The following is a 15,614-nucleotide window of genomic DNA, read 5'->3' as shown; positions in this document are numbered from 1 at the left end:
TCAACCAGGTGAACCCATGGCTGACTGCTGGTAGTTCTGGATTCCAACCTTGTCGATCAAGCTGATCTGTACCTCCAGCCAGTCGATATGATCTTCAGTGTCATCGAGGATCTCCGAAAAGATCATTCTCGACACGTAGTCTTTGACCGATTCACAGTAAGTGATCGCCTCTTTGCAATGGGCTTGGGCGGACTGTTCGAGTTTGAGATCGCATTGAAGGACCTCGAGCGTATCCTCGCCGACGAGAAGCTTGGCCAGATCCTGCAAATTGGGCAAGCCGTCCAGCATGAAGATTCGCTCGATCAGCTTGTCGGCATGCTTCATTTCCTCGATCGACTCGTCATATTCGTGTTTGCCGAGTCCTTCCATGCCCCAATGCTTGTAGAGACGTGCATGTAGAAAGTACTGATTGATGGCCGTCAGTTCGTACTTCAGTTCGGCGTTCAGATATTCAATGACTTTTGGATCGGCTTGCATGACAGCTCCCGTCATTCCGCAGAGTTTCATACAGCATAGGCGGCTGGCGTGAGCACGGCGGTAACGAGACAGGGAGCGCAAATGATTCTCTTTCTGCGGACCGTTCCTTATCGTCTGCGCAATAGTTGATTCCCTCGCCGCGCACCAGCGAAGTACCTTGCGCTGTAACGTCATCAAGAATGACGCATTTATCCAAACGAAAAACCTTGCATTCTTCGCTGGAAAAACTATTTTCAATTAACAAAAGGTGTCTTGGCTCGGCAACGGAGGAGACCCATGCCGGCTACTCGTATGATGATTGCGCGTCGCGCCGGCGTGAGCGTCGCCACGGTCGATCGTGTGCTGCGCGACGACCAGGGCGTGCGTCCGGAGACAGCCGAACGCGTTCATCTCGCGCTTGCGACATTGCGCGACGAGCGTGCAAGTCGTGGTCGTCCGGCAAAAGCCACGTCATTTCGGGTCGCATTCGTTCTGCCGCAAATCAATTCCCGCTTTCTCGATCAGGCCGAGCGCGATATCGCGCTCTCGGCGAGTTTCTTTCGTGAGCATCGCATCGTCCCGTCGTTTTATCGATGCGACCTGTCGAACCAGCGGGACGCCGCATCTTTCGCCCAACAGCTGACCGACTACGACGCGCTCGTGCTCGTACCGCTCGATTACCCATGGGTCGTTCGAATGATCCAGGACATGACCGACGCGAACATGCCCGTCGTCACGGTGTTCTCCGATTTACCGTCGAGTGGGCGCGCGGCTTATGTCGGCGTCGATAACCGCATCGCCGGACGAACGGCTGGGCTGCTGATGGGCCGCTTCGTCGGATCTCGCATTGGCACGGTCGCGGTGCTGTCCGCATCGTCACGGTTGCACGATCAACTGGAGCGCCGCACGGGTTTCTCACAGGTTCTCGAAGAAGATTTTCGCAACCTGCGCTGGGTCACCGAACCCGATTTCGCCGAAGACGACGACAGCGCCGGTCTCGCTGTTCAAGGCCTGATTGCAGGGCACCCGGATCTCGTCGGCGTGTATGTGACGGGCGGCGGCATTTCCGGCATTGCGTCCGCGTTGCAGGAATCGGGCGACAAGGCGCGAGTCGTTCTGATCGGCCACGAATGTACGGCCGAGACGCGCGCGCAATTGTCCGAGCGCGCCATCGACGTGATCCTCGATCAGGATGTGCGCGGCATCGTCCATTGGGCGGGCCTCGCGGCCATCAATTTTCTGAACGATGTACGGGGCGTGCTCAACATCCCGACGCCCGAAACCCGGATTTATCTTCGTGAGAATGCGCATGCCTGACGCTCGCGACACGCGGACAGCTTTCTGAATCCGCCAGAGCCCGTATACGGCGTCCGGCGCATGGACGCTGTCTGTCATCAGGTTGGAGACCCGAGAAAGACAAGGAGAAGACACATGTTACGTCTAACGTCAGCAAGGGTAGTCGCGGCGGTCCTCGCATCATTGGGACTTTGCCTGGGATCGGCGGCGCACGCCCAGGGCAAGCAATTGACATTGTGCTGGGCGGCATGGGACCCCGCCAATGCACTGGTCGAATTATCGAAAGACTTCACGGCCAAAACCGGCATTGCAATGAAGTTCGAGTTCGTGCCGTGGACGAGTTACGCGGACCGCTTCATCAACGAACTCAATTCTCACGGCAAACTGTGCGATCTGATCATCGGTGATAGCCAGTGGATCGGCGGAGCCGCCGTAAATGGTCACTACGTGAAGCTGAATGATTTCTTCGCGAAGAACAAGATATCCATGGATGACTTCGTGCCGGCAACCGTTGTCGGCTACGCGGAATGGCCGAAGAACACGCCGAACTACTGGGCGTTGCCTGCCATGGCGGACGCAGTTGGGTGGACCTATCGGAAAGACTGGTTTGCACGGCCTGAACTGCGCGCCGAGTTCAAGCAGAAATACAAACGCGAACTTGAACCGCCAACCACGATGGAAGAACTCAAGCAAACTGCCGAGTTTTTCCAGGGGCGGAAGATCGATGGAAAGACCGTGTACGGCGTGTATATCTTCACGGAGCGCGGTTCGGAAGGCATCACGATGGGCGTGACGAACATGCTCTACAACTTTGGCTTCGAATATCAGGATCCCAAGAAGCCATATCACCTCGAAGGCTATGTGAACTCACCCGGTGCAATCAAGGGGCTGGAGTTCTATAAGGCACTGTACAAATGCTGCACGGCGCCGGGCATGACGAACGCGTACATGCAGGAAGGGCTCGATGCGTTCAAGTCCGGTCAGGTTGCGATGCAGATGAACTGGTTCGCGTTCTTCCCGGGGCTGTACAAGGATCCGAATGTCGGCGGCGACAAGATCGGTTTCTTCGTCAATCCCAAGGAAACCAAGCAGTTCACGCAACTCGGCGGGCAAGGTATCTCCGTCGTGTCGTACTCGGATCACAAAGCGGACGCGCTCGAATACATCAAATGGTTCGCGCAAGCCGATGTGCAGAAGAAATGGTGGCAACTCGGCGGCTATTCGGCGGCGAAGTCGGTCGTGGATGCGCCGGACTTTCCGAAGAGCGCACCGTTCGCGCCTGCCTTCCTGAAATCGATGTCGATCGTCAAGGACTTCTGGGCGGAACCCGCCTACGCCGAGTTGCTGCTCGACATGCAGAAGCGCGTGCATGACTATGTGGTTGCCGATAAAGGCACGGCAAAAGAAGCACTCGATCTGCTGGTCAAGGACTGGAACAAGGTCTTCAAGGCGGAAGGGAAGTAGAGACGCATTAGCAATCAAAATATTTCGGCTCGCGGCTTGGCGGGCGGGTCATCCCCGCTAATCCGCGAAAAGGAGTCGGCATGTTGGCAAACAAGCCTTTTACTCCGGAAGGATTGCAGGCGAAACGGCTGCCGCGCGCGGCTGCGCGCCAGCGCGGGCTGTCCGACAGGATGATCGCGTGGCTGTTCATTCTTCCGACCATCGTATTGCTGCTCGCGATCAACATCTTTCCGTTGATCTGGGCATTGCGCCTGTCGTTTACGAACTTCAAGTCGAACATGCCCAGCGTGCCCGCGCGCAACGTCGGCATCGACAACTACACGGACATCCTGACCGACGAAGACATCTGGTACGCGATGCAGGTCACCGCGCGCTTCGTATTCTGGTCGGTCGGACTGGAAGTTCTGCTGGGGTTCGGGCTTGCGCTACTGATCAACCGGCAGTTCAGAGGCCATAGTTTCTGGACCACGCTGATCCTGCTGCCGATGATGTTGTCGCCCGCCGTGGTCGGCAATTTCTGGACCTTCCTGCTGCAGCCGCAAACCGGCCTCTTCAACGACATCGTCAGCTTCTTCACGGGCATTCCGCCCAGCTCGTTCCAGATGATCGGCGACGTGCCGCTCGCGCCATGGACCATCGTGATGGTCGATACATGGATGTGGACGCCGTACGTGATGCTGATCTGCCTTGCCGGGCTGCGCTCGATTCCCGACTACATCTACGAAGCGGCGGAAGTGGACCGTGCCTCGCCGTGGCGCCAGTTCTGGTCGATCACGCTGCCGATGACGCTGCCGTTCCTGATGCTCGCGATCCTGTTTCGCGGTATCGAGAACTTCAAGATGTTCGACATGGTGAATCTGCTGACGTCGGGCGGTCCTGGTTCGGTAACGGAAACCGTATCGATCACGCTCAAGCGCGCCGCGTTCGAGAAGTGGCAGACGGGCTATTCGTCTGCGCTGGCGATCATCCTGTTTGTCGTCGTGTTCGGCGCCGCGAATATCTATGTGAAGGCACTCAACAAGGTGAAACAGCGATGACAGACCTTGCCCTTCAACAATCGGTCGTAGCCGCCACGCCGCGCAGCAAGACGTTTGCCGCCGTCGTCGTGATCGCGTACGCACTCATTGCGACCTTGCCGATCGTATGGATCATTCTGACGAGCTTCAAGACGCAAGAGGATGCGATTGCCTATCCGCCCGTCGTGATGTTTCAGCCGTCGATGGAAGGCTATGTGAACCTCTTCACGATCCGCTCGCGGCAGACGCCGGAGTTCATCGCGAGCCTGCCGCCTGCAACGGCCTGGTATGACCGCGATGTGCGCAAGCGCAACATGGTGATTGCGGGACCGTCGAAGGTCTTGCCGCGCTTCGTGAATTCGCTGGTAATCGGCTTCGGCTCGACCTTTCTCGCGGTGTTTCTCGGCACGCTTGCCGCCTATGCGTTCTCGCGCTTCAAGGTGCCGCTCGCCGACGATCTGCTGTTCTTCATACTGTCGACGCGGATGATGCCGCCCATTGCCGTCGCGATCCCGATCTACCTGATGTACCGCGCGCTCGGACTCGCGGATACCTATCTGGGCATGATCGTGCTCTATACGGCCGTGAACGTGTCGCTGGCGGTATGGCTGCTCAAGGGTTTCATCGACGAGATCCCACGCGAATACGAAGAGGCCGCGCTCGTAGACGGCTACACCCGCATGCAGGCTTTCATCAAGGTCGTGCTTCCGCAAGCGATTACAGGCATTGCCGCCACGGCGATCTTTTGCCTGATCTTCGCGTGGAACGAGTACGCGTTCGCGCTATTGCTGACAAGCGGCGACGCGCAGACGATGCCGCCGTTCATTCCGTTCATCATCGGCGAGGGCGGGCAGGACTGGCCGGCCGTTGCGGCCGCGACCACCCTGTTCGTGCTGCCGATCCTGATCTTCACCGTTGTGCTGCGCAAGCATCTGTTGCGAGGCATCACTTTTGGAGCGGTGCGCAAATGAAAGCCCTACCTGCCACGCCGCGGCGGCGCTTCCTTCGCAGGCGCTACTGGGAAGGCGCATCGATGGCACTCATTGGTCTGGGCATTGCCATGCTCGTTCAGCCGTTCACCGTCGACCTCTATACGTGGTCGTTTCCCGTGATTCTGGTGGGCGCGCTGGCCTTTGTCGTGACAAGCCATTTCCCGGACTGAGCCATGTCGACGATCGTTCTCTCCAATCTCCACAAGCGCTTCGGCGAATTCACCGCCGTCCACGATACGAATCTCACGGTGGGCAACGGCCGTTTCGTGGTGCTGCTCGGACCGTCCGGTTGCGGAAAGACGACCACGTTGCGGATGATCGCCGGACTCGAGCTGCCGACGTCGGGCCAGATATTGATTGACGGCGAAGACGTGACGGCACTGCGAGCGGGTCAGCGCGACATCGCATTCGTGTTCCAGATGTTCGCGCTCTATCCGCATATGACGGTGCGCAACAACATCGCCTTTCCGCTGAAGAACGAGGGTATCTCGCGCCGCGAAATCGCGACGCGCGTCGACACGGCTGCGCGCATGCTTCGCATCGAACATCTGATGGATCGAAAGACGGGCGGATTGTCGGGCGGCGACCGTCAGCGCGTCGCATTGGGTCGCGCCATCGTGCGCCATCCGAAGGCCTTTCTGATGGACGAGCCACTTGGCACGCTCGACGCGGACTTCCGCGAACTGATGTGCCTCGAATTGCGCAAGCTGCATAACGCGCTCACGGCAACGACCGTCTATGTCACGCACGACCAGAGCGAAGCGATGGCCATGGCCGACGACATCGTCGTGATGAATCGCGGAGAAGTGCTGCAGTCCGCGTCGCCGCATGAGATCTATCACTTTCCTGCGACCGTGTTCGTCGGCAGCTTCATCGGCAGTCCGCCGATGAATTTTCTGGCGGTGGACGGCGGCGTTCCGGCGGGCGCGGAACAGGTCTCGCTCGGCGGCGCGGCGGTGCCCGTACCGCGTACGGACGCATCGGCCGCGAAAGCGCTGGTGGGAGTGCGGCCCGAGCACGTCATGATCGATGAACGCGGCGCGTTGCGCGGCCGTGTGATCGCCGACGAATATCTCGGCTCGCATCAGATTCTCGTCGTCGAGACGGCGCTTGGCATCATGCGCGTGCGGGTCGGGAAGGACGAGGGGCGGGTGGCGGGTTCGCAGGTCGGGCTGTCGTTTCGCAAGGAACGCACGCTGCTGTACGACGCAGACAGCGGCAAGCTGCTGCCCGGCGCCGCACGCCAGATGGCCTTTAACGGTAACGGAAACGGCAGCGGAGGCGCTTATGTCTGAGATTCGCCTGCACAATGTGACGAAGCGATTCGGCGATATCGTCGCGGTACACGACGTGTCGATCGACGTGAACGAGGGCGAGTTCGTCGTGTTGCTCGGACCGAGCGGCGCAGGCAAGACGACGACATTGCGGCTCATTGCGGGCCTTGAACGGCCCGACGAAGGCGAGATATTCATCGACGGCGAAGCGGCCACGGACATGCATCCTGCGGACCGTGACGTCGCCTTCATTTTTCAGCAGTATTCGCTCTATCCGCATCTGACGGTGTTCGGCAATCTGGCGTTTCCATTGCGTTCGCCGCGGCGGCGCTCGAGCGAGGCGGAAGTCAGCGCGCGCGTGCGGTCAGTTGCGCAGATGCTGCATATCGAGTCGAAACTCGCCAACATGGCGACGCATCTGTCAGGCGGCGAGATGCAGCGGGTTGCGATTGGCCGCGCACTCGTGCGCGAACCCAAAGTGTTTTTGATGGACGAGCCCTTGTCGTCGCTCGATGCAAAACTGCGCGAGGAATTGCGTATCGAGCTGAAGCGGCTGCATCGCTCCATCGGCGCAACGATCATCTACGTCACGCACGACCAGGTCGAGGCAACGACGCTTGCCGATCGCATCGGCATACTCGAGCACGGTCGCATCGTGCAGATGGGCACGCCGCGCGAAGTCTATGGCAACCCGGCGTCGCTCAGCGCGGCGCAACGGCTCGGCTCGCCGCCCATCAACCTGCTGCCGCCCGCGCTGTTCGATCCGGCGGCGATGCCGGCGGGTACGTCGACCGTCGCGATTCGCCCGGAAGACATCGTGCTGCACGGCGCCGAGGCACGCGACGCGCTCAACCTTCGCGTGCTCGAATATTCGCCGCTGCGGCATCTGCTGATTCTCGACCGCGAAGGCACGGCGATCGTCGCGACCACGATGACCGAACGCAACTTCACGCCAGGGCAAACGGTCGGCGTGTCACTGCCGCCGCGCAGCCTTCTTTATTTTCGTTCCGACGGCAGGAGGATTCCGGCATGAACGGCACAACGGTCATGGCGTGCATCGAGGCTGCGCATGCAACGCTAAAGGAACACACTGAGGAGATCGCCGCGCTCGATCAGCAGATCGGCGACGGTGATCACATCTTCAACCTGTTGCGCGGCGCCGATGCACTGCTCGGCCTGCGCGCCGATATCGAAGCCGAAGCATTCGCACCGGCGCTGGATCTCGCTGCGTCGAAATTGCTGTCGACGGTGGGCGGGTCGTCGGGGCCGCTGTTCTATTCGCTGTTGCACGGCATGGCGAAAGCATCGGCGGAAAGCGGCGACACTGCCAGCGTGCAGGACGCGGCGCGGATCTTCGCCGCGGGTGTCGATGCCGTTGCGCAGCGCGGCAAGGCGGGTATCGGCAGCAAGACGATGATGGACGTGCTGATTCCCGTGGCGTCGCGCCTGGCGGAACTGGCCGACAACGATGCGCCGCCGGAAGTCGTGCTCGACACCCTGCCGGAAGTCGCGGAGCAGAGCATGCTCGCGACGCGCGACATGCTCGCGACCAAGGGGCGCGCATCGTTTCTCGGCGAACGCTCGCGAGGTCACATCGATCCGGGCGCGCGGTCGAGCCAGTTGATGATCGACGCCGTATGTGCGCGGCTCGCGCAAGACAGAGCGTAGAAGGAGCGGAGACCATGAAGAAATTCATCAATCACGTCGACGACTTTCTGGTCGAGAGCCTGGCCGGATTCGGCGCCGCGCACAGCGATCTCGTCGTGCTCAATCAGGAACCGGTATTCGTGCGGCGCAAGACCCTGAAGCCGGGCAAAGTCGCGCTGATTTCGGGCGGCGGGTCGGGGCACGAGCCGCTGCATATTGGCTTCGTTGGCTACGGCATGCTGGACGCCGCGTGTCCGGGCCAGGTTTTCACGTCGCCAACGCCCGATCAGATGATGGCTGCGGCGCAAGCCGTCGATACGGGCGCGGGCACGCTGTTTATCGTCAAGAACTATTCGGGCGATCTGATGAACTTCGAAATGGCGTCGGAGATGTCGGAGTTGCCCAACGCGATGGTGCTGATCAACGACGACGTCGCCGTCGAAAATTCCAGTTACACGACGGGGCGGCGCGGCGTGGCGGGTGCCGTGATCGTCGAGAAGCTGGTGGGGAGTCTCGCCGAAAGCGGCGCGGATCTCGAACAATGCAAGGCGTTCGGCGACCGGATCAACAAGCATACGGCGTCGATGGGCGTTGCGTTCTCCAGTTGCACGGTGCCGGCGGCGGGCACGCTGACGTTCAAGATCGGCGATGACGAAATCGAAGTCGGCGTCGGGATACATGGCGAGCCGGGGCGGCGGCGCGCGCGTTTCGCCGCGGCCGACGCGATTGCGGGCGAACTGCTGACGGCTATCGTCGCCGATCTCAAGCCGCCAGCCGCTGCGGAACTGCTAGTGTTGATCAACGGGCTGGGCGGCACGCCGCTCGGCGAACTCTATCTGTTGTTCAATTCCACGCGCTTGTGGCTGCAACAGCGTGATCTGAAGATTGCACGCGTGAAAGTGGATTCGCTGACGACTTCGCTCGAAATGGCGGGCGCCTCGATTACGTTGTGCGTGATGAACGACGAAATGCTAAGACATTGGGATAGCGCAGTGTACACGCCGTCGCTGAGGTGGGGTATGTAGCGGATATTGAATGTCGCTCTCCTGCCTGAAGGACGACCGCCTGAACGTCTCGCTCGCCTGAGCGCGCATGAGTTTTTGACATGGTGCGCATGCGCAGATTTCGCTTGTTGCGTGATATTGGCAAACCTACAGTCGGTTGTCGCGCAAAGCCTTCGCACCGTGCCGCTGTGTCACGTGAGACAGGCAGTGGACATCGATCGTTCATCAGGAGACCGTCATGCAAGACATCAAACGGGGCAGAAGGCAGGCAATCAAGACGATCGGCGCGGCACTCGCGGCTTCGACGTTGCCAATGCCGTTCATCAACGTGCGCGCCCAGCAGCAACAGAATTTCTCCGGAAAGACCCTGCGTCTCCTCACCTGGTCCGACGATACGGGTACGGCCGCGCTGCGCAACATCGCCGCGACCTTCACCGCGAAGACGGGTGCGAAAGTGATCGCGGACCGCGCTGACGGGACATCCGGCATGGTCGCCAAGGTCAAGGCAGCAGGGGATCGTCCCACCTACGACGTGATCACGCTGGCGGGCGTCGGCGCGTCCGGGCTCGGCGATGCCGGCCTGCTCGTCAAGCCGGATCTGGACAAGCTGCCGAACCTGAAAGACGTGGCGGCGCAGTACCGCACGGGCGCGAACGGCTTCGGCGTCGGCTATCTGCTCTGGTCGGACGGCCTGATTTACAACACGTCGACGGTCAAGACGCCGCCCGACTCGTACGAAGCGCTGTGGGACCCGAAGTACGCTGGGCGCATTTTCCTGCCGCCGCCGGAGTGGGCCGAGGCGGTCGATCTTGCGATCATCGCTGCAAAGCTCGCAGGCGGTTCGCAGCAGAACATCGAGCCGGGTTTCAAGAAGCTTGCGCAACTGAAAGATCGTGTGATGACGCTCGGTGAAAACCCGAATCAGGTTGCCGATCTGTTTCGCACGGGGTCACTCGATATCGGCGGCATTTATTCACCCGCGTTTTTCCCCGCTCAGATCCGCAAGCCGGAGTACAAGATGGGCGTGACCTACGGGATGAAGGAAGGCTTCGCGACGCAACTGATGTTCACCGTCATTCCGAAGGCGCACCCGGGCGATGCCGACCTGATCCACGCATTCATCAACCATTCGCTCGATGCAGGCGTGCAGGGCCGGATGGCCGCCGATGTCCTGAATGGCCCGGTCAACTCAAAGGCCATGATTCCCGCCGAGAGCAGCGCCTATGTGCCGAGCCCGAAGCAGATCGCCGAAAAAGCGGTGTTGCATGACGACAAGGCGCTCGCGGCCGTACAGCCAGCGTGGATCAAGCGTTACACGGAGATCTTCTCGGCATGAACGGAATGCCCGCGCTCTTTTCGCGGCGCGGGCGCGCTGACGTCGCGCCGGCTGGGTCGACAGGCGTGCCCGACGGGCACGCCGCGAGCGGTGCCGACAGCGTGTCCGCGCGCGCGAGGCCGTGGCTGCTGCTTGCGCCAATTCTCGTGTTTCTCGCCGTGCTCGCCGCCGCCGCGCTGGTCGTGGTGCGAATGAGTTTCGGCGTCTCAGGGAACGAGTGGCACGCGTACACGCTGCATAACTATGTCGAACTCGCCGACAGTTACTTCGTGAAGTCGCTGTGGCTGACGCTGCGGCTCGCTTTTCAAAGCATGGTGTGCGCCGTACTGCTCGCTATTCCCGTTGCGCTTGCAATGGCGCGTACCGAGTCGCGCCTTGTGCGGCGCCTGCTGCTCGCGGGCGTGCTGCTGCCGCTGCTCGTCAATCTGCTGTTGCAGGGCTACGGGTGGCTCGTGATCCTCGGCCCCGCCGGCTTGCTCAACCATGCGTTGCTCGGCAGCGGTCTCGTGTCGCGTCCCGTCATGTGGCTCTATCGCGAACATGGCGTGTTGCTCGGTCTGATCCAGACGGCGTTTCCGCTGGCCGTGCTGCCGATATCGAGCGCGATGCGTGCGATTTCCGTTTCGTATGAAGAGGCTGCGGCGACGCTCGGCGCGACCCGTTGGCAAACCATGCGCGACATCGTGCTGCCGCTCGCGATGCCCGGCATCGTATCAGGCGCGCTGCTCGTGTTCGCGTACAACGCGAGTGCGTTCGCAGTGCCGCTGTTGCTCGGTGGACGACGCGTCCCCATGCTCGCGGTGCTGGTTCACGACCAGGTCTCGCCGCTGTTGAACTGGCCTGCGGCGTCGGCATCGGGCGTCGTGCTGATGGTCGCCACGCTTGCGCTGATGGCGCTGTCTCAATGGCTGCTGCGCCGCATGCAGCGTCTGGAGGGTTCTGCCTGATGAGTACGCAAGGTGTGTTGCCTCGCCGGCCGTTGGGCGCGCTGAGGCCATCCTCGACGATGCCGGGCCGGCTTGGCAAGGTGGCGGCCCTGTCGGCTGCGATCGTGCTGTTTCTCGCGGCGCTCCCCATTCTGACGATGATCACGATGTCGTTCAGCGCGGCGGATACGCTTGAATTTCCGCCGCATGCGTACAACCTTCGGTGGTATCGCGCGGCGTGGCACACGTTCGTTTCGCCTGACGCAAGCGATGCGCTGTCGATGGGCGCGGCGCTCGGAACGAGTCTGCTCGTCGCCGTGTCGACGATGATCATTGCGACGCTGGTTTCCGTGCCCGCCGCGTACGCGTTGAGCCGCTACCGTTTTCGCGGCAAGCGGCTCGTCGAGCAACTGGTCGCGCTGCCGCTCGTGTATCCGCTGGTCATGCTGGGACTGTCGCTGCTGCTGGTGTTCAACGTGCTACCCGTCGAACTCGGCGTGTTCCGGCTGATCATCGCCCACGTGATTCTCGCGTTGCCGTTCACGGTGAAGAATTGCGCGGCGTCGGTGGCGTCGATCGGGCCGGAGTTCGAAGAGGCTGCTTACGTGATGGGCGCGAGCCCGCGACGCGCGCTTGTCGATGTCGTGTTGCCGCTGATGCGGCCGGGCATTCTCGCGGGCATGCTGTTCGCGTTCATCATCTCGTTCAACGAATTCACGGTGACGTTCTTTCTGTATGGCATCGACACGATGACACTTCCCGTATGGCTGTATAGCCGCACGGTGTCTTCACTCGATCCAACCGTGTTTTCATTTGCGGTGTTCGTCGTCGCAATCGATTTTGCGCTGATCTGGCTGCTCGAAAAGCTGGTGGGCGACAAAGGGATCGCGCTGTGATCCCATTCATCGCGCCATGTCGCGAAACGGACTGGAAACTGTCATGACTCATCTCACGCTGCAGGCCGTCACGAAACGCTTCGGTGCCGCGCATGCGGTCGACAACGTCGACCTCGCGATTCCCGAAGGCAAGCTGGTGTGCTTTCTCGGACCGTCGGGCTGTGGCAAGACCACGCTGTTGCGGATGATCGCCGGGCTCGAACAGCCAACGTCGGGAGCGGTGATGTTCGCCGGTCGCGATATCACGCACCTGAGCGCGAACCGGCGTGATTTCGGCATGGTGTTTCAGTCGCTCGCGTTGTTCCCGCATATGACGGTGGCGGAGAACATTGCGTATCCGCTCAAGTTGCGCAAGACGGGCAAGAGCGAGCAGGCGAGGCGGGTCGCTGAACTGCTCGAACTGATCCAGTTGCCGCATATGGCCGGGCGGGCCGTTACCCAGCTTTCCGGCGGCCAGCGGCAGCGCGTGGCGATTGCTCGGGCGATTGCGACGTCCCCGAAGCTCCTGTTGCTCGACGAGCCGCTGTCTGCCCTCGATGCAAAGTTGCGCGAGGCGATGCAGATCGAAATTCGCCTGCTGCAACAGCGTCTGGGCATCACGACGATCATGGTCACGCACGATCAGCGCGAAGCGATGACCATGGCCGACCTCATCGTCGTGATGGAGAAAGGGCGTATCGCGCAGGTTGGCAAGCCACTCGATATTTACCGCGACCCTGTCAGTGAATTCGTGGCCGACTTCATTGGCCTTGGCAATATCCTGCCCGTAACAAATGACGAGAGCGGGAAAGTGCGTCTGCCGGGCGGGCAGCAGATCGTCGTTGCCAACACGGCGCCGATGTCGGTTGCGTCCGGCGATATTCGTCTTCTGATCCGGCCGGAAGACGTGCATCTTCAACTGGGCGCCGATCATGCCGCCCACGATACGAACTGTGTCCGGGGCACGGTGCGGTTCATTCGCGACGTCGGCGCGTCGCTCGAGGCAACGATCGAATGCGCGGGCTTCACGTTGACTGCCGCGACTACGCCGCGCGAAGTTCCGGGTCTTGCACCCGGCGTTCCGGTGCTTGCGGGGCTGCCGGCGCATGCGTGCAAGCTCATCTCTGCCCACGGAGTGCGTGCTTCGGCCTGACGCGTTCGCGCGTCAGGGTTGTTGCGGTGCATGCACACGTTTCCTTCAACCGCTCCTCTGTTACCCCACATCTAACGGTTCCTCATTGCGATGCAGTCGCCCCTCATGAGGCGCGGGGAACCGATTCAAATCCGCGACACGACCCCTTCGGGGGCACGCTGTTTGCGCACACTCTTCCCGCGATGCATCCACGCGCCGTCATCGCACGTATAACCTGTCGACAACGCAACTGCTGATTTACGTTAGAGGAGCTTTTGATGTCTCCTGCTGCCGCAGCGTCGATCGCGCTCGTGGTACTCGTCATGCTGTTCGCTGCGGTCTGGGCATGGCAGCTGAAAAGCGAAAACGCGGGGATGATCGATCCGATATGGGCTTTCTCGCTGGGCGCAATTTCGGTGTTCTACGGCATGGCAAGCGACGGCGATCCGTTTGTCCGTGCGCTCGTTGCGGCGGGCGGGGGTATCTGGGGCGCGCGGCTCGGCTGGCATTTGTGGCGGCGTAACGTGGGCAAACGCGAAGATCCGCGTTATCACCGTTTCCGCGAGCAATGGGGCGCGGCTGCGGGACGAAAGATGTTCTGGTTTCTCGAATTTCAGACGGTCATTTCGATGGTGCTGTCGCTGGCGTTCGCCGTGCCCGCATGGCGCGCAGACAAGCCTTCCGTTGCATGGGTCGCGACTTCGGTAGCGATCTGGCTGGCCTCGGTCAGCGGCGAAACAGTGGCGGACCGTCAACTCAGACGCTTCGTCGCCGATCCTGCGAATCAGGGCGAAGTGTGCCGGGTCGGCTTGTGGCGCTATTCGCGGCACCCGAATTATTTCTTCGAGTGTCTGCATTGGGTTGCTTATGTCGCGCTGTCGATCGGTTCACCCTGGGTGTGGTTGACGCTTTTCCCACCCGTGCTCATGGCGTGGCTACTGATGAAGCTCTCAGGCTTGCCGATGCTTGAGGCGCATCTCGTCCATTCGCGTCCGGGTTACGCCGAGTACATGCGCGAGACTAGCGCATTGATACCGTGGCCGCCGCGACGCGGCTGAGTCCCACTACGCTTCCGATACCCCGAACGGTGCTCGCCATGACAGTTACGGCAACTCAGCCTTCAATGGACAAGCCGCTTTTTGCCAGGGAAGACTGGCTCATCCATGCGTGCGAGCGCGGATGGGTGCCGGATCGCGTTATCCGCTTTGGCATGCGCCGCCTGATGCGGCAGCGTCTGATCGAAGAAGGCGCAGTGGACGGCGAGCTTCGTTCGCAACGCTTCAACGCGCTGCTCGACGAGTTGCGCGCGAGTCCCATCGCGATCGAAACCGATGCCGCAAACACGCAACACTACGAATTGCCGCCTTCATTCTTCGAGGCCCATCTCGGAGCGCACCTGAAGTATTCGTGCTGCCTGTATCCGCGTGGCGACGAGACGCTCGGGCAGGCGGAACAGGCGATGCTCGCACTCTACGCAGAGCGGGCAAGGATCGAAGACGGTCAGACCATTCTCGATCTCGGTTGCGGCTGGGGCGCGCTTGCATTGTGGCTGGCCGCGCGTTATCCGAATGCCCGAATCGTCGCTTTGTCGAATTCGCGCAGTCAGCGAGAATTCATCGAAGCGCGTGCAGCGACTGCGGGCATCACGAATCTGCGCGTCGTGACGGGCAACGTCGCCCAGATCGATTTCGCAGATGAGTTACGCGCCGGTTATTTCGACCGCGTGCTGTCGGTCGAGATGTTCGAGCATATGAAAAACTATGGCCTTCTGCTGGAGCGCGTTGCGCGCTGGATGCGCCCTGATGGGAAACTCTTCGTCCATATTTTCGCGCATCGAACACTCGCTTATCACTTTCAGAACCGGGACTCGACGGACTGGATGTCGAAGTACTTCTTTACCGGCGGCACGATGCCATCGGAAGCTCTATTGCTGCACTTTCAGAACGACCTCCGGATCGACAGGCAGTGGTGGATCGACGGCGCGCACTACGCGCGCACGGCGGAGCAATGGCTTGCGAATCTCGACGAGGCACGCGAGCGCGTGATGCCAGAACTGATCCTGACATATGGCGCGGAAAACGCGCGGCTCTGGCTTCAGCGCTGGCGCATGTTCTACATGTCTGTGGCCGAACTCTTTGGCTACGCGCAAGGCAATGAATGGGGTGTTGCGCACTACCTGTTCGACAAGCGGTGATG

16 protein-coding genes are annotated in these 15,614 nt (G+C 60.9%); 15 read left to right on the top strand and 1 reads right to left on the bottom strand.

Translation table 11 applies throughout. The annotated features are described in order from the left end of the window. Window positions 1-477 carry a bacterioferritin gene (bfr, locus tag C2L65_RS24465; protein WP_042310879.1) on the bottom strand — a complete coding sequence of 159 codons (477 nt, stop codon included), beginning with the start codon at window positions 475-477 and terminating at the stop codon, window positions 1-3. A gap of 276 nt (window positions 478-753) precedes the next feature. On the opposite strand from bfr, the gene C2L65_RS24460 reads away from it, so the two are divergent. The 15 genes from C2L65_RS24460 to C2L65_RS24390 all read left to right on the top strand — a co-directional run bounded on the left by C2L65_RS24460 (window position 754) and on the right by C2L65_RS24390 (window position 15,612). After that, window positions 754-1,773, top strand: coding sequence for a LacI family DNA-binding transcriptional regulator (locus tag C2L65_RS24460; protein ID WP_174485075.1), 1,020 nt, complete (start codon window positions 754-756; stop codon window positions 1,771-1,773). Window positions 1,774-1,887: 114 nt separating this feature from the next. Then, complete coding sequence (locus C2L65_RS24455) at window positions 1,888-3,216, top strand: ABC transporter substrate-binding protein (protein ID WP_042310883.1); 1,329 nt, start codon at window positions 1,888-1,890, stop codon at window positions 3,214-3,216. Between the two features lie 80 nt (window positions 3,217-3,296). Beyond that, complete coding sequence (locus tag C2L65_RS24450) at window positions 3,297-4,253, top strand: carbohydrate ABC transporter permease (protein WP_042310884.1); 957 nt, start codon at window positions 3,297-3,299, stop codon at window positions 4,251-4,253. Next, window positions 4,250-5,203, top strand: a complete 954-nt coding sequence (locus tag C2L65_RS24445) for a carbohydrate ABC transporter permease (RefSeq protein ID WP_042310887.1) — start codon at window positions 4,250-4,252, stop codon at window positions 5,201-5,203. The genes C2L65_RS24450 and C2L65_RS24445 overlap by 4 nt, the downstream gene beginning before the upstream one ends. Next, on the top strand, window positions 5,200-5,394 hold the full coding sequence (locus C2L65_RS24440; RefSeq protein WP_042310889.1) for a hypothetical protein: 195 nt from the start codon (window positions 5,200-5,202) through the stop codon (window positions 5,392-5,394). The genes C2L65_RS24445 and C2L65_RS24440 overlap by 4 nt, the downstream gene beginning before the upstream one ends. A gap of 3 nt (window positions 5,395-5,397) precedes the next feature. Then, window positions 5,398-6,519, top strand: a complete 1,122-nt coding sequence (locus C2L65_RS24435) for an ABC transporter ATP-binding protein (protein ID WP_042310891.1) — start codon at window positions 5,398-5,400, stop codon at window positions 6,517-6,519. Then, entirely contained in the window at window positions 6,512-7,531 is a 1,020-nt protein-coding gene (locus C2L65_RS24430; RefSeq protein ID WP_042310893.1) for an ABC transporter ATP-binding protein, read from the top strand. The genes C2L65_RS24435 and C2L65_RS24430 overlap by 8 nt, the downstream gene beginning before the upstream one ends. Next, window positions 7,528-8,166, top strand: coding sequence for a dihydroxyacetone kinase subunit DhaL (gene dhaL, locus C2L65_RS24425; RefSeq protein WP_042310895.1), 639 nt, complete (start codon window positions 7,528-7,530; stop codon window positions 8,164-8,166). The genes C2L65_RS24430 and dhaL overlap by 4 nt, the downstream gene beginning before the upstream one ends. 14 nt (window positions 8,167-8,180) lie before the next feature. Beyond that, window positions 8,181-9,170: a dihydroxyacetone kinase subunit DhaK gene (gene dhaK, locus C2L65_RS24420; RefSeq protein WP_042310897.1), complete on the top strand. Its 990-nt coding sequence runs from the start codon at window positions 8,181-8,183 to the stop codon at window positions 9,168-9,170. A gap of 217 nt (window positions 9,171-9,387) precedes the next feature. Beyond that, window positions 9,388-10,485, top strand: coding sequence for an ABC transporter substrate-binding protein (locus C2L65_RS24415; RefSeq protein WP_042310898.1), 1,098 nt, complete (start codon window positions 9,388-9,390; stop codon window positions 10,483-10,485). Continuing rightward, window positions 10,482-11,432 (top strand): ABC transporter permease, encoded by a 951-nt coding sequence (locus C2L65_RS24410; protein WP_042310899.1) that lies wholly within the window; start codon window positions 10,482-10,484, stop codon window positions 11,430-11,432. The genes C2L65_RS24415 and C2L65_RS24410 overlap by 4 nt, the downstream gene beginning before the upstream one ends. Further along, on the top strand, window positions 11,432-12,307 hold the full coding sequence (locus tag C2L65_RS24405) for an ABC transporter permease (RefSeq protein WP_009769623.1): 876 nt from the start codon (window positions 11,432-11,434) through the stop codon (window positions 12,305-12,307). The genes C2L65_RS24410 and C2L65_RS24405 overlap by 1 nt, the downstream gene beginning before the upstream one ends. 43 nt (window positions 12,308-12,350) lie before the next feature. Further along, window positions 12,351-13,439, top strand: a complete 1,089-nt coding sequence (locus C2L65_RS24400) for an ABC transporter ATP-binding protein (RefSeq protein WP_042310902.1) — start codon at window positions 12,351-12,353, stop codon at window positions 13,437-13,439. 257 nt (window positions 13,440-13,696) lie between these two features. Further along, window positions 13,697-14,476, top strand: a complete 780-nt coding sequence (locus C2L65_RS24395; RefSeq protein WP_042310904.1) for a DUF1295 domain-containing protein — start codon at window positions 13,697-13,699, stop codon at window positions 14,474-14,476. Window positions 14,477-14,514: 38 nt separating this feature from the next. Further along, a complete protein-coding gene (locus C2L65_RS24390) occupies window positions 14,515-15,612 on the top strand; it encodes an SAM-dependent methyltransferase (protein WP_042310906.1) in 1,098 nt (365 codons plus the stop codon). Window positions 15,613-15,614 lie beyond the last annotated feature (2 nt).

The organism is Paraburkholderia terrae (assembly GCF_002902925.1).
Taxonomy (GTDB): Bacteria; Pseudomonadota; Gammaproteobacteria; order Burkholderiales; family Burkholderiaceae; genus Paraburkholderia; species Paraburkholderia terrae.
This window is presented reverse-complemented; position numbering and strand designations above follow the sequence as displayed.